Annotated in this window: 16 protein-coding genes; 8 read left to right on the top strand and 8 right to left on the bottom strand. The window is 39.3% G+C overall.

Going from position 1 to position 19431, the window contains the following annotated elements; all coding sequences use genetic code 11:
• Window positions 1-61 precede the first annotated feature (61 nt).
• The 7 genes from BSO02S_RS08030 to BSO02S_RS08000 form a co-directional block, all read right to left on the bottom strand.
• On the bottom strand, window positions 62-1378 hold the full coding sequence (locus tag BSO02S_RS08030; RefSeq protein ID WP_066065071.1) for an SLC5/6 family protein: 1317 nt from the start codon (window positions 1376-1378) through the stop codon (window positions 62-64).
• Window positions 1375-2067 carry a response regulator transcription factor gene (locus BSO02S_RS08025; protein ID WP_066065068.1) on the bottom strand — a complete coding sequence of 231 codons (693 nt, stop codon included), beginning with the start codon at window positions 2065-2067 and terminating at the stop codon, window positions 1375-1377. Before BSO02S_RS08025 ends, BSO02S_RS08030 begins: the two co-directional genes overlap by 4 nt.
• A gap of 15 nt (window positions 2068-2082) precedes the next feature.
• Window positions 2083-2832 (bottom strand): sensor histidine kinase, encoded by a 750-nt coding sequence (locus tag BSO02S_RS08020; protein ID WP_066065066.1) that lies wholly within the window; start codon window positions 2830-2832, stop codon window positions 2083-2085.
• An 82-nt stretch (window positions 2833-2914) separates the two neighbouring features.
• Window positions 2915-3910 (bottom strand): ABC transporter ATP-binding protein, encoded by a 996-nt coding sequence (locus BSO02S_RS08015; RefSeq protein ID WP_066065063.1) that lies wholly within the window; start codon window positions 3908-3910, stop codon window positions 2915-2917.
• A complete protein-coding gene (locus tag BSO02S_RS08010; RefSeq protein ID WP_066065253.1) occupies window positions 3910-4929 on the bottom strand; it encodes an ABC transporter ATP-binding protein in 1020 nt (339 codons plus the stop codon). Before BSO02S_RS08010 ends, BSO02S_RS08015 begins: the two co-directional genes overlap by 1 nt.
• Window positions 4930-4945: 16 nt before the next feature.
• Window positions 4946-5866 carry a nickel ABC transporter permease gene (nikB, locus tag BSO02S_RS08005; protein WP_066065060.1) on the bottom strand — a complete coding sequence of 307 codons (921 nt, stop codon included), beginning with the start codon at window positions 5864-5866 and terminating at the stop codon, window positions 4946-4948.
• Window positions 5867-5888: 22 nt separating this feature from the next.
• Entirely contained in the window at window positions 5889-6791 is a 903-nt protein-coding gene (locus tag BSO02S_RS08000; protein ID WP_066065057.1) for an ABC transporter permease, read from the bottom strand.
• A gap of 291 nt (window positions 6792-7082) precedes the next feature.
• Between BSO02S_RS08000 and BSO02S_RS07995 the strand changes: the two genes are divergently transcribed.
• From BSO02S_RS07995 to BSO02S_RS07985, 3 genes are all read left to right on the top strand, one after another.
• Window positions 7083-8660 (top strand): glutathione ABC transporter substrate-binding protein, encoded by a 1578-nt coding sequence (locus BSO02S_RS07995; RefSeq protein ID WP_066065054.1) that lies wholly within the window; start codon window positions 7083-7085, stop codon window positions 8658-8660.
• 79 nt (window positions 8661-8739) lie between these two features.
• On the top strand, window positions 8740-9978 hold the full coding sequence (locus BSO02S_RS07990; protein WP_066065051.1) for an amidohydrolase family protein: 1239 nt from the start codon (window positions 8740-8742) through the stop codon (window positions 9976-9978).
• A 21-nt stretch (window positions 9979-9999) separates the two neighbouring features.
• Entirely contained in the window at window positions 10000-11220 is a 1221-nt protein-coding gene (locus BSO02S_RS07985; RefSeq protein ID WP_066065048.1) for an amidohydrolase, read from the top strand.
• 63 nt (window positions 11221-11283) lie between these two features.
• Here BSO02S_RS07985 and BSO02S_RS07980 read toward each other — a convergent pair whose 3' ends face one another.
• Entirely contained in the window at window positions 11284-12993 is a 1710-nt protein-coding gene (locus BSO02S_RS07980) for a PucR family transcriptional regulator (protein ID WP_066065045.1), read from the bottom strand.
• Window positions 12994-13246: 253 nt separating this feature from the next.
• Between BSO02S_RS07980 and BSO02S_RS07975 the strand changes: the two genes are divergently transcribed.
• From BSO02S_RS07975 to arcC, 5 genes are all read left to right on the top strand, one after another.
• Window positions 13247-14131: an oxamate carbamoyltransferase subunit AllH family protein gene (locus BSO02S_RS07975; RefSeq protein ID WP_084374941.1), complete on the top strand. Its 885-nt coding sequence runs from the start codon at window positions 13247-13249 to the stop codon at window positions 14129-14131.
• Entirely contained in the window at window positions 14128-15672 is a 1545-nt protein-coding gene (fdrA, locus tag BSO02S_RS07970) for an acyl-CoA synthetase FdrA (RefSeq protein ID WP_066065039.1), read from the top strand. Before BSO02S_RS07975 ends, fdrA begins: the two co-directional genes overlap by 4 nt.
• 3 nt (window positions 15673-15675) lie before the next feature.
• Window positions 15676-17103 carry a YlbE family protein gene (locus tag BSO02S_RS07965; protein ID WP_066065037.1) on the top strand — a complete coding sequence of 476 codons (1428 nt, stop codon included), beginning with the start codon at window positions 15676-15678 and terminating at the stop codon, window positions 17101-17103.
• Between the two features lie 96 nt (window positions 17104-17199).
• On the top strand, window positions 17200-18390 hold the full coding sequence (locus tag BSO02S_RS07960; protein ID WP_235846888.1) for an ankyrin repeat domain-containing protein: 1191 nt from the start codon (window positions 17200-17202) through the stop codon (window positions 18388-18390).
• Window positions 18390-19346, top strand: a complete 957-nt coding sequence (gene arcC / locus BSO02S_RS07955; protein WP_066065031.1) for a carbamate kinase — start codon at window positions 18390-18392, stop codon at window positions 19344-19346. Before BSO02S_RS07960 ends, arcC begins: the two co-directional genes overlap by 1 nt.
• Window positions 19347-19431 lie beyond the last annotated feature (85 nt).

Genomic DNA, 19431 nt, shown 5'->3' with positions numbered 1-19431 from the left:
CCGTCATCCCTTTTTTGCGTTAGTGATAAAAAACGGACGTGCCAAATTTTCCAACGCCTATTTACCTCATCCTTTCTTTAGACTGTTTGGTTATTGATTTATAGAGGAAGAAACTTAAGCAAATAAAGGTTGAAATAGCAAAGCTTATCCAAATTACTCTTAAGTTATCTGTCACTGGCAAAAATAAATACCCCCCCACTGTGCCAATCAAGGATGCAAAGGGAATGAGAGAAGGGAGGGTGTACTTGCTTAGAATGATATAGAGCATCGGGCCAATCATCGAAGCGTATATATTCCCGAAAAAAAATAATAATTGCAGTGGATGCGGAGTAAAAATACTTACGATTACGAGTAAACAAGTGCAAATTACTCCAGAAAAAATATAGGTGTACTTCCATTTTTCTTGCTCGGTTAAGGCACGAATAACCTCCATAACATTTCTCACAAACAGGGTTGTCGTAGCGTGCAATTCAGCATTAATCGCTGACGAAATCGCACTAAAACAAAATAGAACAAATACGATAATAAGCATTGTGGATTGAATTTTGTCGACCAGCTCAAATATTAAAGAATAAATATTTTGGTAGCTTCTTCCGAACATAATAATCATCAATAAAGCAGTGATGGCAAGGGGGATGGTCGCCCAAATACCACCTGTTAAGGTAAAAGTTCTACGGACTTTTTCCTTTTCGATAATAAATACTCTCTGCCATGTGGCGCGGTCAATCATGATTTGACCTAAAAAGATTAGGATTGCAGTGAAAATAAACCAAATAGCATCGGTATTTTTTATAAATAATAAATAGGGATGGTAAAGCTTAATTCCGTCATAAACAGGGTATACTCCCTCCTGAATAAAAAAGTAGACGGGAATAATGATAACAGCAGCAAAGATTAAGGTGACATTAACACCTGCCAATTGATGCAGTCGCTGCATACCACCAATTCCACCGATAAAAAAGCAAAATAAAGTAAACACTAACATACCAAAGAATACAGGTATGGGGAAAATCATGTGGATAAGAATTCCTGCTCCCATTGCTTGCACAAATAAAGAATCAAAGCTGGTCAGCAGCAGAATCGTTATCATATACCAATACCCGCTAGGAGTTAGTTTTTGCCGTAAGACATCCCCAATTGTATGCTGGTCAGGATATTTTTCACGAATTATTTTGGCTAAAAAGCCAAAAAGAATAAGGGCTAGAGCCCCCATAAGTGCGTAGCCTATTCCACCGGCAAGTCCATATTTTATCAATGTTTCTGGTGAAGATAGAATGGTATTTCCCGTTACCCAGCGGGCTAATAAGCTAACAATTCCAAAGCCAACTCCAAGTTTAAAAGTACCACTTACATAATATTGATAACTTTTTCTATTCAACGATAAGACTCCTTTAAACGATAGTCCCTTGGTGATAGGCCAGTTACTTTTCGAAAGATTTGGCTAAAATAATGCTGGCTGTTAAAGCCGCATCTTTCTGAGATAGAATTAATGCTTAAATCAGGGTAGTCGATAAGCATTTTTTGAGCTGCTTTCAACCGATAATCATTTAAGTATTCAGAAAAACCCATCCCGACCTCTTCCTGGAATTTCCGACTGAAATAGGCTGGATTTATATGGATCTTTGAAGCAAGATAATTCAACGTTAATTTTTCACTGAATTCTTGTTGAATAATTTGTAAAGCTTTCATAATCGTCTCTGAATATCGGCCAATTCTCTCGTATTTTCCTAATACTGTCATCAACTCTTCCTCTATGACCGGCTTTGTAATATAATCGACGACTCCAAGTCTAATCGAGGTTTGGGCGTATTCGAAATTTTGAAAGGCAGTGACCATTATGATGTCTATTTTATAGGAGCGGGTAAGCTCCATCGCTAATTCTAATCCCGATTTACCAGGAAGTTGAATATCAAGAAATGCAAGAAAGATTTCATACTGCTTGACAATTTGCAGCGCTTGGGATGCATCCTGTGCCTTGAAAACCTTCCATGTTGGGAACTTTTTTTGAATTAAATATTCAAGCTGCTCTAATTCAAGCTGCTCATCGTCTACTAGCAGGATATTCATCGATCATGCACCTTCCTAAAACTCTGACTTATTAACAAACGGAAAAATAGCGGAAACTGTGGTCCCGTCCTCCGAGTCCACTAGTGTAACAGAAGTGTTTTCATTAGGGAAAAGAAGTTCGAGTCTTTTTACTATATTCTCTAAACCAAGTCCACTCTCGTGAGGAAGTTTTTCTTGGTCGATAAAGGCGCTGTTCCAAACAGCTATATAAACTTCCTTATATTTTTTAACAATCGTTATTTTTAAAAAAGCATCGCCGATATATTTTTCAAACGAGTGTTTAAAAGCATTTTCAACTAGAGTTTGAATTAAAAAAGGGATGATGACCGCCTGATTTACTTTAGAATCTGTTGAAATTTCATATTGAAGGCGGTCGCGAAATCTTATTTTTTGAATTTCTAAATAATAATTTACATAGGACAATTCCTCTTCAACTGTAATAAAACTATTATTTGTTTGATACTTAAATTTAAGCAGTTTGGAGAGTGTTTCGATTGAGCGAATCAATTCTTTTTTTCGGTCAAGCCTAGCTAAACTTAAGATTGAATTTAATGTATTAAAAAAGAAATGCGGTTGTATTTCCTGGTTTAATTGATTGTAATAAGCCGTTTGCAGTTCCTTTTCTAAAGCGATTTCCCGTGTTTGTTTCTCTAGAAGATCGATTCGTTTTTCGAAAATAAACAAGAAAAGCAGTGTAAATGCACCCAGCAGCGGGGCTAAGGCACAAATCATAATATACATGGAGAAAGCTTCAATTGTAAGCATCCCAGAAATCTCCTTTAGATGAGGAAAAAGGGAGGCCTTTATCTGCTCCCTTTTTTAATATAATATTTTACACAATTTAGTTTTATTGTGCTAATTTTTCTGCGAAATGGCAGCTGACAAAATGGTTGGTACCTAATTCTCGTAAAGCAGGTTCCTCAAGCTTACATTTCTCTGTCGCAAAAGGACAGCGGGTATGGAAGCGGCATCCACTCGGAGGGTCAATAGGGGAGGGGACATCTCCCTTTAGGATGACGCGCTCACGCTGTATAGCTGGATTTGGTACGGGAATCGATGATAACAATGCCTTCGTATAAGGATGCAGCGGTGAATCGAATAAATCCTTTTTGTCCGCAATTTCAACAACCTTACCTAAATACATAACCATAACCCGGTCCGAAATATGCCTTACGACACTCAAATCATGGGATATAAACAGGAAGGTGAGGCCGAATTGTCTTTGCAGCTTCTTTAATAAATTTAGGATTTGAGCCTGAATCGAAACATCCAAAGCGGAAACCGCCTCATCACAAATGATTAATTTTGGATTAACCGCAAGTGCCCTGGCAATGCCAATACGCTGACGCTGGCCCCCGCTGAACTCATGTGGATAGCGGTCAAGTGCTTCTGGCGGTAATCCGACATAGTCCAGTAATTCAAGCATTCTATCCATTCTTTTTGGTTTGGCCACTACTTCCTGAATAGCCATTGCTTCGTTCAAGATTTGCTTTACCGTCTGCCTTGGGTTAAGTGAGGCAAATGGGTCCTGAAAAATGACTTGTAGCTCTCCTCTAAGCTTCCTCATTTCTTTTTTATTGAAATGTAAGATATCTTGCCCGGAGTAATACACTTTCCCATCGGTTGGTTCGTCAAGTCTTAAAATAGCCCGTCCGGTTGTCGATTTACCACAGCCTGATTCACCGACGATACTCAACGTTTCACCTTCAAAGAGCTGAAAGGAAATGTCATCAACCGCTTTTACAAAAGCTTTTGGTTTGAAAAAAGAGTCTGTTTTCACAGGGAAATATTGTTTCAAATGTTCCACTTTTAATAGTACTTTTTTTTCCTTAGTAGCCTCCATTATTTTACAGCCTCCTGTTTTTCGACCTGGCCCGTCCATTGGTCTGTATACATCCAGCAGCGAACCTTAACCCCGTCATTCTGTTCCATTAGTTCAGGCTGCTGCTGGTAGCAAATCGGTTGTTGAAAAGGACATCTTGAGGCAAAGCGGCATCCAGATGGCATATTGTAGGGACTTGGGACACTTCCTTCAATTGTCCGTAATTCCTCTTGATCTTCATAAATTTTCGGTAATGAATCTAGTAACCCTTGTGTGTATGGGTGTTTTGGGTTACTGAAAATTTGTTCTGTAGAGGCATATTCGATAATATTACCTGCATACATCACAGCAACATTATCACAGGTTTCAGCGACAACCCCCAAGTCGTGCGTAATCATGATTACTCCCATACCAAGTTTGGTTTGCAAATCTTTAATTAGCGCAAGTATTTGAGCTTGAATTGTAACATCCAAGGCCGTTGTCGGTTCATCGGCAATCAGGACCTCCGGCTTACAGGCAAGAGCCATTGCAATCATTACACGCTGGCGCATTCCGCCGCTTAATTGGAATGGCTCTTGTTTTGCTCGTTTTTCTGGAGAAGGAATACCAACTAGTTTTAGCATTTCAACTGCCCTGTCCCAGGCAGCTTTTCTTCCCATTTTTTGATGGAGCCTTAAGGCTTCAGCGATTTGTTCCCCAACAGGAATAACTGGATTTAAGGATGTCATCGGCTCCTGAAAAATCATTGAAATTTCATTGCCGCGAATTTTTCGCATTTCGTCCTCCGACATCGTAACTAAATCTTTTCCCTTATATAGAACCTGTCCTCCTGCAATTTTTCCGGGAGGGGAGGGGATTAAACGCAGGATGGAAAGGGAAGTCATACTTTTTCCACAGCCGGATTCACCGACAATACCAAGCGTCTCACCTTTTTGCAGTGTGAAATCAATACCATCGACAGCTTTACTCACCCCGCGTTTTGTAAAGAAATGTGTCTTTAATCCTTTTACTTCTAAAATGGGTTTATTATTTTCTGTCATTTTCATTCACCACCCTCTAGTTTAGTTCAATCCGTTTATTAAAGAATCGATAGAAAACATCAACGAATAAGTTTACAATCACAAAGATCATCGAAGCAAATAATACGCCGCCTTGGACCATTGGTAAATCCCGCATCCGTATGGCATCAACAATCATTCTGCCTAGGCCGTTAATCGCAAAAATAGATTCAACCAAAACGGTTCCCCCAAGAAGGGCGCCAAATTGTAAACCAACTACAGTTATGACCGGAATTAATGCATTTCTCAATGCATGCTTGTAAACAATCACTCGTTCACGAAGACCTTTTGCACGGGCTGTACGTATATAATCCTGGCGGATAACCTCGAGCATACTTGATCTTGTCATCCTTGCAACAATCGCCGCACCACCTGCCCCTAATGTAAGCGCAGGAAGTATAACATGAAGAATGCTATCCCAGCCAGCAACAGGAAGAATTTGCAGTTTTACGGAGAAGAAATACATAAGCATTAATCCAAACCAAAAACTTGGAAGGGAAATTCCAAATAAGGCAACTAGCATTACACTTGTATCGGTAAGGGAATAAGGTTTAATGGCTGAAATAATTCCAGCTGCCATTCCTAAAACGATGGTAATGATGATACTAAAGAATGCAAGCTCCATCGTAATAGGCAGTCTGACAAGAATTTCATCCAGCACTGGCTGACTGTTCTTTAGGGAAAGGCCAAAATCACCTTGGAATATATTAATTAGGTAATCAAAGTATTGAACGAATAACGGTCTGTTTAATCCCAATTGCTCACGAATTCCTGCAATTGTTTCTTTTGAAGCTCCTTCGCCTGCAAGCAAAACAGCAGGATCTCCTGGGACCAGCTGCATAATAAAGAAAACAACAAATGTTACCCCAATAACAACCGGGATTGTTTGTATTAAACGGCGAAAAATAAACATCAACATCGTTTGTCAGCCTCCTCTTAATCTATTTCTTCATTCGTGGATCAAACGCATCTCGTAATCCATCACCAAAAATATTAAAACCTAAAACCAGAATGGAGATTGCCAAGCCTGGAAATAAGGCAATATAGGGTGCTGAGAATAAGAAATCCCGACCATTACTTAACATTGTTCCCCATTCAGGAGAAGGGGGCTGGGCACCAAGGCCAAGGAATGATAAACCTGCTGCTGAAAGAATAGCTGTAGCTAGACGCAAAGTACCCTGGACAATGATGGGTGAAAGAATGTTAGGGAAAATATGTTTAAAAATGATGGTCATATCATTTGCACCTAGTGATCGAATGGCATCAATATATTCAAGACGCTTAACTTCTAATGTAGAACCGCGGACTATACGAGCGAATAATGGCACAGAGAAAGCACCAACGGCAATCGTAACATTCATGAGGCCTGGACCGAGAGCACTAATGATTGCAAGTGCCAGCAAAATTCCAGGGAAAGCAAGCATTACATCCATCGCCCTCATAATGATGGAGTCAACCCATTTTCCGTAATAACCGGCAACTAGTCCAAAAATAATTCCGAAAAAAGAGCCAAAGGATACTGCCGCAAAGCCGACACCCATTGAAAGCCTTGAGCCGTAGAGGATTCTGCTCAAAATATCCCTCCCTTTGTCGTCAGTCCCCATCCAATGATCAGCGGATGGCGGCAGCAATTTATTTTCCAATTTGATTTCATATGGATCGAAGGGAGCAAGCAGCGGTGCGAATAGTGCAATAAAAATATAGAAAAGAATGATGATTCCCCCGACCATCGCTGCTTTATTTAACATTAAAATAGAAAGGAAATCTTTTAGTTTCGATTCTTTTGGGTGGGATATGGATTGTTTAATAACAATTTGCTGTTCTGTTTTAGCTTCTAGTGACATGTGAAATCCTCCTTATTTTATTAGTAGAAAGTATGGTGTAGGTTCTCGCTGCGGTGGTCCTCCTTTCAAACTTTCATTTTTTTGTTGTTAATGTACAAATTATCAAAATTCAGTGGAAAGTAAATATTTTTTAAATTGTTTGTCAAAATAGTTTAAATAGTAGTAAAAATTCTGTAAATATTCAAGCTTATCATCTTCTATAATGCAGATATGCAACTAATAAGGGCAGGTGAGAAACGTTATACATCGCAGATAAAGAAACATCAAAAAAACAAAAAGGGGAGAAAGAAAATGGAGAGAAAAAGAAGGCCGATAAAAAATGGTATTCTATTTATTTTAATAGGACTCATGCTGGTATTTGTTCAAGCATGTTCGACAAAATCAACTAATTCAAATGAAACAGCAGGCAAAAAAGAAGGAGCAAAGACTGGCGGCACGTTAACGGTCGTCCGACTATCTGATGCTACAAAGCTAGATCCGCATTTTATCACAGATATTCCTTCGGCAAATATTGTGTATCAAAAGGTATATGAGGGACTAGTTGAGCCGGATAAAGATTTTAAAATTCAGCCACTTTTAGCAAAAGAATGGAAAGTTGTTAACGATACTACTTGGGAATTCAAATTAAAAGAAGGTGTTACTTTCCATGATGGCGCACCATTTAATGCTGAGGCAGTAAAAACCACTTTTGACCGTTTATTAGATCCAAAAACAGCATCACCGCAACGTGAAAAGTTCTCAATGATTACGGAAGTAAAAGTTGTGGATGAGTATACCGTGCAATTATTACTTGCATACCCGTATGCACCACTTTTATCTATTTTGGCTAGTAATGAAGGAAGCATCATCAGCCCGAAGGCATTAGCTGAGAACCCTGATGGTTTATCACAGCACCCAGTTGGTACAGGCCCGTTTGTATTTGAATCCTGGAAAACCGGCCAAGAAATTTCATTAAAGAAAAATGATAAATACTGGGGTAAAAAGCCGAACATTGATCGGGTAGTATTTAAAGTCGTTCCAGAAGATGCAACACGTCTAGCAATGATTGAAACAGGTGAAGCACAAATAAATGATCAAGTGCCAGTTACTGAGATTGAGCGGATCGAAGCCTCAAATACAATGGGTCTATATCGTACAGAGGGATTAGCAGTTGAATATGTTGGTTTCAACACAAAGAAGAAACCATTTGATGATGTACGAGTTCGTAAGGCTATCAGCCATGCCATTGAAAGAGAAGCGATTATTAAGGGCGTCTATAATAATGTAGGAACCCTTGCTAATGTGGCAATGAGCCCGAAGGTGTTTGGTTATAGCGATAAAGTGAAGCCATATGATTATGATTTAAACGAAGCAAAGAAATTGTTAAAAGAAGCCGGCTTTGAAAAAGGAATTGAACTGACATTATTAACAAGTGATCGAAAAGAACGTATTAATATGGCAGAGGTTATTCAATCCCAGTTAAAAGGGATTGGTGTGAATGTGAAAATCCAGGTAATGGAGTATGGTGCTTATATTGATATGATTGAAAAAGGCGAGCATGATATGGCAATCGGCGGTTGGGGAAATGCCACTGGTGATGGAGATTACAACCAATACAACTTATTCCATTCCGATTCACAGGGTCCTCCAGGAAATCATTTCTACTATAGTAACCCAGAAGTAGACAAAATGATTGAAGACGCACGTAAGGAAACTGATGAAAAGAACCGTTTAAAACTTTATGAAGAAGTAATGCAAAAAGAAATAGACGATGCAGTTTATATTCCAATCCGTAACTATGAGCATTTAGCGGCCTATAGTAAGAATGTTAGTGGTTTTTGGTTAAATGCCGCGAACTACCTAATGATTGATGATGTTGTTATTAAATAGTGTTAAACATATAAAAATCGGAAAAGTACTTTTGCAAAAGAGTACTTTTCCCAGTTCTATTACCTAGGAGGGAATATTAATGACAACTTTTTGGCTGACAAATGTTCGCTTAGAAAAAGGCTTCAGTTATGAAAATGATCGAATTGCCGCTACCAAAACAGAAATTTGCCACCTAAAAATTGAAGGAGGAAATGTAGCAGAGATCACACAAGTGATGCCGACAGGCGATGAGAATCAATTTGATGCAAAGCAATTGCTGTTACTTCCTTCGCTAAGAGATATGCATATTCATATCGATAAAACCTACTACGGTGGGCCATGGAAAGCCTGTACTCCGCTCACAAAAGGAATTTTTACAAGATTAGAAGAAGAAAAGGAACTACTTCCAAAGCTTTTACCGACCGCTCAAGAACGTGCGGAGAAAATAATTGAGTTATATTTGAAAAATGGCCATACCCATATTCGCACCCATTGCAATGTTGATCCTGTTATAGGCTTAAAAAACCTTGAGGCAACTGTGAACGCCTTGAAAAAATATGAGGATGTTCTTACATATGAAATAGTTGCCTTCCCTCAGCACGGATTGCTTAGAAGTGACTCTGTTCAACTGATTCGTGATGCAATGAAGAATGGCGCAACCTTGGTGGGCGGCGTCGACCCTGCAACAGTCGATCGAAATATTGAAAAATCCTTACACACGATTTTTGAAATTGCCGTCGAAAATAATAAAGGTGTGGACATTCATTTGCATGATCCCAATACATTAGGGGCCTTTACATTTGAAAGAATGGCTCATTATACAAAGGAAGCAGGCCTGAAGGGCAGGGCAACTATCAGCCATGGGATGGCATTAGGTGATCTTCAGGGTGATGCACTTAGCGAAATGGCGGCTATTTTAAAAGAGCAGAAAATTGATGTTACCACCACTGTTCCAGTCAATCGAGCAACCATCCCAATCCCCATGCTTGATCAGTCAGGTATTTCCGTATCTGTTGGACATGACAGCCTAACAGATCACTGGTCGCCATTCGGAACTGGAAATACGATTCAAAAGCTGGGAACACTTGCGGAACGCTTCCGATTGTCTGACGAATATTCTCTGTCAACGGTCTTAAAATACGGTACAGGTGGTGTTACTCCTCTTAATGAAAAAGGAGACCGAGTGTGGCCAAAGGTTGGCGATGAGGCAACGATGATGCTTGTCAATGCTACCTGTTCGGCTGAAGCAGTCGCAAGGAGAGCTTCAGTGGAATCATTATTCTTTAAAGGAAAAAAAGTTGAAAACAAACAAGAACAAACAGATACAGTGAGAGTTTAAACTTTCTAAAGGAGGATTAAAATGTCCACTTCATATTGGTTAACCAATGTAAGATTAGAAACGGGATATACTCAGGACGAAAAAGGGGTTTATGAAACGAAAACAGAGCTTTTCCATTTGAAAATCCAGGATGGCATAATTGTTGAGAAGAAGAGTAATAGCTTTGGGTTGCTAGAAGGTGAAAAAAAGGTTGATGGAAGGGGATTTTTAGCCGTTCCAACGTTTAAAGAAATGCACAATCATTTAGACAAAACCTATCTTTCCCTTGATTGGAAGGCACCAATCCCGGCAAAAAATTTAGCAGAGCGGTTACATTTAGAAGCAATGGAACTTGCAGAGTTGGCTCCAACTACGAAACAGAGGGCCAGTGCCATGATAGAGCTGCTCCTTTCTCAAGGTTCCACTCATATTCGCACCCATGTTAATATCGATCCCTATATTGGTTTGAGAAATTTAGAAGGTGTTAAAGGAGCACTTGAGGCCTATTCTGATAAGTTAACCTATGAAATTGTCGCTTTCCCGCAGCACGGTTTATTAAAAGAAAATGTTCTTCCGCTTATGAAAGAAGCAATGAGATCGGGGGCTCAAATTGTAGGAGGACTGGACCCAGCTGGAATCGATCACAATATCGAAAGGTCTCTTTTTGAAGTGATGAATTTAGCAGCCGAATTTAATTCGGATGTAGATATTCATCTGCATGATAGCGGTCAAGTAGGATTTTATACGGTAGAAAAACTAGCAGAAATGGTCGAAGAAGCGAAATGGCACAATCGTGTTGCTGTTAGTCATGCCTTTAGCTTAGGTGAAGTTCCAGTACCACAGCAGGAGGTTCTCGCCAATAAATTAAGTGAACTGGGGATGTCGATTATGTCGACAATACCAATAACCAAAACTCTTCCACCAATCGATTTACTAGACCGAAAAGGAGTAAAGGTTTATTTAGGATGCGACGGATTCTATGACTCTTGGGGACCATATGGGACAGGGGATGTATTAGAAAAGGTTACACGTTACGGGGAACTGTATCGGAAAAGTGATGAACGTTCATTGGCAGAGTCGTTAAAATTTGCGACAGGCGGGCCAACGCCGTTAACAAAGGATGGTGAAATCGCCTGGCCGCTAGAAGGCGATGACGCAAGCCTGGTTCTTCTGGATGCATCCTGTTCGGCTGAAGCGGTCGCAAGAACCCCTAGGCGGGAGGCTGTTATTTTTAAAGGTAAAATGGTAGCCGGGGAAATTTAAGAAAAGTTTAAAAGCTAACAAAAAAAAGGTCCCGTTTCAACTTAGAAAATGGGACCATTTTATTTAAGAATTAATATGAAGGTTTTTATTTAAGAGTCTAAAAATCTTTAATGCTAATTGGATTTGCAGCAATTCCTCTGAGTTTTTTAAATCAGTATTTAAGATTTCCTTGATTTTCTCAATTCTATATATTAGGGTATTTCTGTGTAAAAACATCCCCTTTGCTGTTTCGCTGATATTAAGATTATTTAGAAAGTAGTTCTCTAAGGTAATAATATAACTTGTCCCATGAAGTTGGTCATGCCCATAGATTTTTCCAAGCCGTTTCATGAAAAAGTCTTCTAATTCCATGTCCTTGATATTACTATCCAGGAAGTGGTAGATGGAATGGTCCTCAAAATGAGATACTCCGCCTAAGGAATTAAATCTTTGCATAAGCCGAATTGATTCATTTGCTTCAGAAAAACTTTTGTGAAGGGAATTAATGGTTTCATATTGCCGGCCAATTCCAACTAAAAAGGTAGAGTTTTTTATTTCTTTTGCCTGTTCATTGTAAATTTTATTTGCGTATTGTTTGACCTCATGTACGGATAAAAGAGGCTTATTGTCATTTTGCCCAATCATAATAATGATGCGATTGTTCCGGTAAAAGCAAGTGACCTCGCCATTTGCGAAATTTGAATGATTATAAACCAATTCCACACATCTTTTGGATTTGTTCTCCAACTGAACCTTCCTAGCCACCAAATCATCATAATTGTCAGGTTCCTTTGATTCTATATTAATGACGATACAGTAATAAGTGTAATTAGCATTTAGCCCATGCATTTCACTAAGAGTCTGAATGGTTTCACTGGAGGTGATTTTTCCGGTAAGCAAATCATCAAAGAAATCCTGCCTGATTTTTAATTTAACCTCCTCGATTTCCTTTGTCTTTATTCGTTCCAATGCCATAATGGTCGATGCCTGCTCTAAAATGATAAAGTCAAACTCCGTTAATTCATGGACTGACTGCCAAACAATAATATATCCATAAATATTACTGGCTACTGCGACAGGAAGGATGCGGCATTTGATTTCCATACCTTCTAAGTTATAAGTTCGTAATATACTCTTTTTCATTTCGCTTATGTTATTAGGGATTGAATCTATAAAGTCCTGATTGAAAACTGGTCTATTTTTCACCAAATTAAAGCAATATGCCAACGGTACCTTATTATTCACATGCTCATTATAGTGAAGCAGCTTCCAATCCTTGTCTACAAATATAATTGGATTATTAATGGAACCGGACAGCATGGAGGAAATTCTTTCTATTCCGCCGCCTTCTAGGGTAATCCGGAAAAATAAATTATGCATATCTAACGTTTTTCGATTTAATAAATCATACCTTCCGGATGCCTTCTCATTAATAATCGAAATGACTCTTGAAAGGGTATATTCGAAGGGTAACTCCAGCAGCGGCAGCCCCATTTTGTTTGCATGGTCAATCATTTTCTTCGGCAGCTTATCAAAGTATCGTTTCATTTTAACCACAAGCCCTGCACAATTTATCGCTGAGAGTTCGTTAATGATTCTAATTTGCAAATCCTCATTGCCTTTAAATATGTAACCAGTGGATAGCAGGAGTTCATTAGGTGAAAGCCAGTCGAATGCCTCAGGATTTTCAATGATATTGACAATGGATATTTCATTGTCAATGCCCTTTTCCCCTGCAACAATCTTTAATCCATCAATAGCTTTTATATCAAATAATTCCTTAACTGTTAGCAACTTTTACCTCTCCTTTTTGTCGTAATTTCATCACATTTAATTGTACAACATGCACAAATGACATCGTTCTTTTTTGGTTCGCGTAAACGATGATGTTTTTATGCATTCTATCTAAAATAATCATGTAAGGTTCATTAGTTGTCAACAAAATTCGCGGTGTTGAGAATTATTTTACCCGCAACCTGAAGCTTACAAAAAATTAATTTGAAAGGGGCTGCATGAACAGACGTTCCAGTTCAATGATGTATCTCAATTGAGGAAGGCGCTATCTGGTGATCTTGAGGTAATCGAAATGATTAATAATTCGAGTTTAGTAGGTTATGTTCATAGCACTTTTAAAAGGACAATTAATATTCATTGTGTAGAAGATGGAGAGTTATATACGATTGCGAGCAGACAAATTGATAATGGGCCAAATACGCTAGTGATTCATTCTGACAGTCTCGAGGAATTGAATATCGATTTAAATGATCCGGTAGTTGTGAAAAATACGGAACTACTCATTTCAAATAAACTAACTATACCTATTGATCGGACTAAATTGTGGGAAAGTATATTACCGGAATTCCCAACCAATGCCGAAAAGGCAAAGAAAAATTTGATGCGAATGAAGGAATACATCGATTTCCATGGTAAAGCAGGAGGAATGAAAAAGAATATAGCGGCCCAAAGTCTCTATGGAACAGAAATGTCTAAAATGCTGGAGGAACGAACTAGGCTGCTATTACACGAATTGTTAAAGATTCGAATGGCCAATGGATTGCATCATGCTGTTTCATTAATAGGTCTTGGTCCTGGACTTACTCCTTCGGGGGATGACTTTTTAGTTGGATTATTTACGATGATGAATGTAAGGGAGAGTCCGTTATATTCCCATCAATCCTTTTGCACGGAAGTTGTGGAAAAAGCGAAAACCCTAACAAATGAAATTAGCTATATGGCTTTAAAGAAAGCATCCGTTGGCAAAGTGAGAGAATCTATTATTCAACTAGTCAATTCCGTCTTTTATGGGGAGGAACGCGACTTAAATCCCTCTTTAAATAAAGTACTAAATATCGGTTCTTCATCTGGAACAGACATAGCCTTAGGACTTGTCTGTGGGTTGGAAGCCAATCTTAAAATAGGAGGTCAATTATGACTGTACAAGCGATAGTAAAACCAAATACCTATTTCGATTCAGTATCATTAATGTCACTGTCAACAAAAGCGAACCAAATTGAAGGTGTTGAACAGGCAATCATCGCAATGGCAACTGAAATGAATAAAGAAGTAATGAAAAATGTTGGTTTATTGACATCAGTTGTAGAAGAGGCAAAATCAAGTGACTTAGTTATTGTGGTTAATGCGGCTACAGAAGAGCTCTGTGAAAACGCATTCATCATGATAGATGAATTGTTTACTAAGAAGAATACATCCACAAGTAAAAGCAAAGTTAAATATTCAACTATTTCTTCCGCAGCAGAGAGTATTCCTGATGCTAACTTGGCTGTGATTGCAGTTAACGGAGCATATGCACCTAGAGAAGCTAGAAAAGCTCTTGAAAATAATCTCCATGTCATGATGTTTAGTGACAATGTCAGCATCGAGGACGAAATTGAATTAAAGAAACTAGCGCATGAAAAGGGATTATTAATGATGGGGCCAGATTGCGGAACAGCCATTATTGGCAATGTTGCTTTGTGCTTTGCAAATGCTGTAAGAAAAGGAAGCATTGGGATTGTCGGTGCTTCAGGAACTGGAAGTCAGGAAGTAAGTGTCCGTATTCATGAATTTGGCGGCGGTATCTCTCAAATGATTGGTACCGGTGGTAGAGATCTAAAAGAAGAAGTTGGCGGAATCATGATGCTTGATGGAATCAAAGCTCTTGAAGAGGACGAAGCAACGAAAGTAATTGTTCTTATTTCCAAGCCACCTGCACCAAGTGTGGAAGAGAAGGTATTGGCAATAATAAAGCAATGCACAAAACCAGTGGTTGTTTGGTTCGTTGGCGGTAACGAGGAGAAGGTTAAACAAGCAGGCGGGCACTTTGCGAAAATGTCAAAAGAAGCAGCACTTAAAGCGGTCCTATTAGCTGGTGCTGATGAGAGCAAAATTAACAAACGTGCGTTAAACATTCCACTTATTGAAGAGGTTCGTACCAAGTTAACACCTGAACAAAAATATATCCGCGGACTATTCAGCGGTGGTACTCTTTGTGACGAAGCTATGCATGCTGCAATGGAGAAGTTCGACAATGTATACAGCAATATCCAGAGAGACCCTAATTATCGCTTAAACGATAAAAATGTAAGCCAAGAACATACATTTATTGATTTTGGTGATGATGAGTTCACGCAAGGCAAACCGCATCCAATGATTGATCCATCCACGAGAATGGCAAGGTTTATTGAAGAAGCAAAGGATCCATCTGTTGGGGTAATCGTAATGGACTTTGTGTTGGGTTATGGTGCCCACGAGGATCCGGTTGGAGCCATACTTCCTGTCATTATGGAGGCAAAGCAAAATGCAGAAGATGAAGGCAGACACCTCGAAATCATCGGCTATGTACTAGGAACAGAGTTAGATCCACAAAGCCTTGAAGAACAGGTAGAGAAGTTACTTGCAGCAGGTGTAACTCATGCTAGCAGCAGTCAGAATGCCGGTCTTTTGGCAAGAGAATTTGTCGTGAAGGGAGAATAAGCCATGAGTAAAATTAATGACCTTTTCAATCAAAAATTAAATGTAATTAACGTAGGAATAGAATCATTTAAAGATGATCTATTAGCACAAAATGCAGAGGTTACTCACCTTGAGTGGACACCACCAGGAAGAGGCAACCCTGAGCTAATTGCTGCACTTGATATACTTGAAGATTCAGCCGTTATGAAAAAAATTGAAGCAGCAAATAAAGAAGCAGTTGAAAGAATTATTAACTCAAAACCGGTACTAATTGGTTTTGAAAAAGCGATAGATTGTGTTCCAGGAATGACCAAAACAACGATTCTTCATGCCGGTCCGCCAATTACTTGGGACAAAATGAATGGCCCAATGAGAGGTGCTATTACTGGGGCGATTGTATTTGAAAACCTGGCAAAGGACTTAGAGGAAGCTGAAAAGCTTGCTGCTTCTGGTGAAATTACCTTCTCTCCATGTCATGAGCACAATTGTGTCGGCTCGATGGCAGGTGTGACTTCTGCTTCGATGTACATGCACATCGTCGAGAATAAAACCTATGGAAATATTGCCTTTACTAACTTAAGTGAACAGCTTTCAAAAATCCTTCGGATGGGTGCAAACGATCAAAGTGTTATTGACCGCCTAAATTGGATGCGTGATGTATTCGGACCAATTTTAAGCGCTGCAATGAAGTTAAATCCAAATGGTATTGACCTGCGTTTAATGCTTGCACAAGCGCTTCATATGGGTGATGAGTGCCATAACCGTAACGTTGCAGGTACGACGCTATTAATTCAGGCGTTAACACCTTATATTTTACAAACAGATTTCACGATTGATCAAAAACGCGAAGTATTTGAATTTGTCGCCAGCAGCGACTATTTCTCCGGTCCAACCTGGATGGCACTTGCAAAATGTGCTCTTGATGCAGCACATGGCATTGAAAACAGTACGATCGTAACGACAATGGCACGTAATGGTACAGAGTTCGGTATTCGTGTCAGCGGGCTTGCTGGTAACACATGGTTTACCGGTCCGGCACAAAAGGTGATTGGCCCAATGTTTGCTGGATACAAACCTGAAGATTCAGGATTGGACATCGGGGATAGTGCCATTACGGAAACGTATGGTATCGGTGGATTTGCCATGGCTACGGCTCCTGCGATTGTCGCACTTGTAGGTGGTACGATAGAAGACGCAATTGGCTACTCTACTAAAATGAAAGAAATTACAACAACTGAAAATCCAAACGTAACTATCCCATTGCTTAATTTCATGGGTATTCCAACAGGAATCGATGTTCGGAAGGTCATTCAAACTGGAATAATGCCAATTATTAATACGGCAATAGCCCATAAAGAAGCTGGAATTGGCATGATTGGGGCGGGAATTACCCATCCACCGGTTGAATCGTTTGAAAAGGCACTACTTGCTTTAAGTGAAAACATTAAGTAATAGATTCTGGTCCTAGTCATTTTAGGACCAGAGCCGATTTTAATCTTTAATAAAAAACTTCATGTTAGGATCATCACAACAAAGGAGAGAATGGCGTTGGATAATCATTCCTTAAATAGCAAACTTATAGAAGCAAGTGAGCAGGGGGATTTAGCTGCTGCAAATCAACTTTTAGGTGAAGGTGCAGACGTTACATTTAAAGATGCTGCCGGTCAAACAGCGTTAATGGCAGCGACACAAAAAAATCAAATTGCGGTCGTTAAATTGTTACTTGAAGCAGGCAGTGACGTAAATTCAAGAGATATAACCCAGCTAACTCCATTTATTTGTTCCGGTGCCAACGGCTTTCATGAAATTTTAAGTTTAATGCTCCAGTTCGGTGCAGATTTAAACAGCGTGAACCGTTTTGGAGGTACGGCACTGCTGCCTTCGAGTGAGAAAGGCTATTTGAAAACGGTCCAAGTCTGCTTGGATGCCGGAGTTCCGGTAAATCACGTGAACAATTTAGGATGGTCAGCACTGCTAGAGTCCGTGATTTTAGGTAATGGCGGCCGGTTATATTCTGATATTATTCAAGAACTTATTGACGCAGGTGCAGATGTGTTTCTCCCTGATAGAGACGGGAAGTCGGCCTTACAGCATGCCAATGAAATGGGCCACGAAAAGATTACTGCCATCTTGAATAAGAAATATGAAGAAAATAATGAATCTATTAAAAAGGCAAAAAAACTTGCAAGAATCGGATATTATGAGGAAGCCATCTTAGAAGTTGAAAAGGGCCTTGAACACGATGGTCAAAACCTTGATTTGATTTACTACAAAGGCTTTTTTCTACAAGAGTTAAAGAGATATGAGGAAGCACTTGGGGAGTACACCAAAGCATTAGCCCTTGATCCAATGGATTTAGACTTCTATTTCTATACGGCCAATTGTTTAAGAGCAATGAGGAAATCCGAGGAAGCGCTTTCAGAATATGATAAAGCTTGTGCATTAAACACGACTGAAACTTTTTATCGTTATCATAAATCCAATTACTTAAGAGAGCTGGGCAGACACGAGGAAGCCGTTATTGAAATGGACAAATTGCTTGCGCTAAAGCCAAACCGCTACGATTTTTCTTTCCATAAGGCAAACAGCCTTAGGTCTCTAGGTAAACATCAGGAAGCAATTGAAGCGATTGAGAATGCGATTGCAAATGACCCGACTAATCCATTATATCATTTGCATAAGGAACAATCTCTTGAATTGCTAGTGAAACAAGCAAACGAAAGCAAGGGGAAAAATTGATGGAAAAATTAGTAATAGTAGCAATTGGAGGAAACTCATTAGTCCGCGATAATGGACGTGATACGGTTCAGGACCAATATGAAGCGGTGTGCGAAACAGCAGTAAATATTGCCGATATGGTTGCAGAAGGTTTCAATGTAGTAGTCACCCACGGCAATGGCCCACAAGTAGGTTTTGGACTAAGACGGTCGGAAATTGCGAATGAAGTCGCTGGTATGCCGGCAGTTCCACTAGTCAATTGTGGTGCAGATACGCAAGGCGGTATTGGCTATCAAATTCAACAGGCCTTAACAAATGAATTTGCAAGAAGAGGGATCAACAAGAAGGTAGCTACTATAATTACACAAGTAGAAGTAAGTATTGATGATCCAAACTTCAAAAATCCAACAAAACCTGTGGGATCCTTTTTTACACTAGAGCAAGCAGAAGAGATGAAGAAGGAACATCGAGATTGGATTTTCATTGAAGATTCGGGCCGTGGCTACAGGAGGGTGGTACCATCGCCTAAACCAATTGATATTATTGAAAAAGACGCAATTAAAACATTAATCAATGCTGGTTTTGTGGTTATTGCAGTTGGAGGCGGCGGAATCCCTGTTGTAAAGAACAATAATCATTCATATGTGGGCATCGATGCTGTTATTGATAAAGATTTTGCAACAAGCCTATTAGCAGAACAAGTTCAAGCGGAAACGTTAATTATTACAACTGGTGTTTCAAGAGTGTGTATCAATTTTGGAAAACCTAATCAAAAAGCTCTTGAAAAAATTACAATTGAGGAATTGAAACAGTATGCCGCTGAAGGACACTTCCCTCCAGGTAGCATGCTTCCTAAAGTCGAAGCAAGTTTGAGTTTCTTGGAGAAAGATGGCTTAAGGGTAATTATTACCGATCCTGAAAGTCTAAAAGATGCAATCGTTGAAAGGGCAGGCACGCATATTATCAATTTAAAATAATTGAAAACGACTACCTTTAGATAGAAGTAAATATTTATGGAACAATCAAAATTAGAACAATCGTAGGATAAATATTAATGCAAAG

The organism is Neobacillus soli NBRC 102451 (assembly GCF_001591665.1).
Classification (GTDB): Bacteria; Bacillota; Bacilli; order Bacillales; family Cytobacillaceae; genus Neobacillus; species Neobacillus soli.
Note: the sequence above shows the minus strand (reverse complement) of the source record. Positions and strands in the feature narration are given on the sequence as shown.

Bases quoted from the DNA above. Each gene is read 5' to 3' on its own strand.
- arcC (WP_066065031.1), top strand. From the start codon at position 18,390: ATGGAAAAATTAGTAATAGTAGCAATTGGAGGAAACTCATTAGTCCGC.
- BSO02S_RS08020 (WP_066065066.1), bottom strand. From the start codon at position 2,832: ATGCTTACAATTGAAGCTTTCTCCATGTATATTATGATTTGTGCCTTA.
- BSO02S_RS08000 (WP_066065057.1), bottom strand. From the start codon at position 6,791: ATGTCACTAGAAGCTAAAACAGAACAGCAAATTGTTATTAAACAATCC.
- BSO02S_RS07990 (WP_066065051.1), top strand. From the start codon at position 8,740: ATGACAACTTTTTGGCTGACAAATGTTCGCTTAGAAAAAGGCTTCAGT.
- nikB (WP_066065060.1), bottom strand. From the start codon at position 5,866: ATGTTGATGTTTATTTTTCGCCGTTTAATACAAACAATCCCGGTTGTT.
- BSO02S_RS08015 (WP_066065063.1), bottom strand. From the start codon at position 3,910: ATGGAGGCTACTAAGGAAAAAAAAGTACTATTAAAAGTGGAACATTTG.
- fdrA (WP_066065039.1), top strand. From the start codon at position 14,128: ATGACTGTACAAGCGATAGTAAAACCAAATACCTATTTCGATTCAGTA.
- BSO02S_RS07965 (WP_066065037.1), top strand. From the start codon at position 15,676: ATGAGTAAAATTAATGACCTTTTCAATCAAAAATTAAATGTAATTAAC.
- BSO02S_RS07995 (WP_066065054.1), top strand. From the start codon at position 7,083: ATGGAGAGAAAAAGAAGGCCGATAAAAAATGGTATTCTATTTATTTTA.
- BSO02S_RS08025 (WP_066065068.1), bottom strand. From the start codon at position 2,067: ATGAATATCCTGCTAGTAGACGATGAGCAGCTTGAATTAGAGCAGCTT.
- BSO02S_RS07985 (WP_066065048.1), top strand. From the start codon at position 10,000: ATGTCCACTTCATATTGGTTAACCAATGTAAGATTAGAAACGGGATAT.
- BSO02S_RS08010 (WP_066065253.1), bottom strand. From the start codon at position 4,929: ATGACAGAAAATAATAAACCCATTTTAGAAGTAAAAGGATTAAAGACA.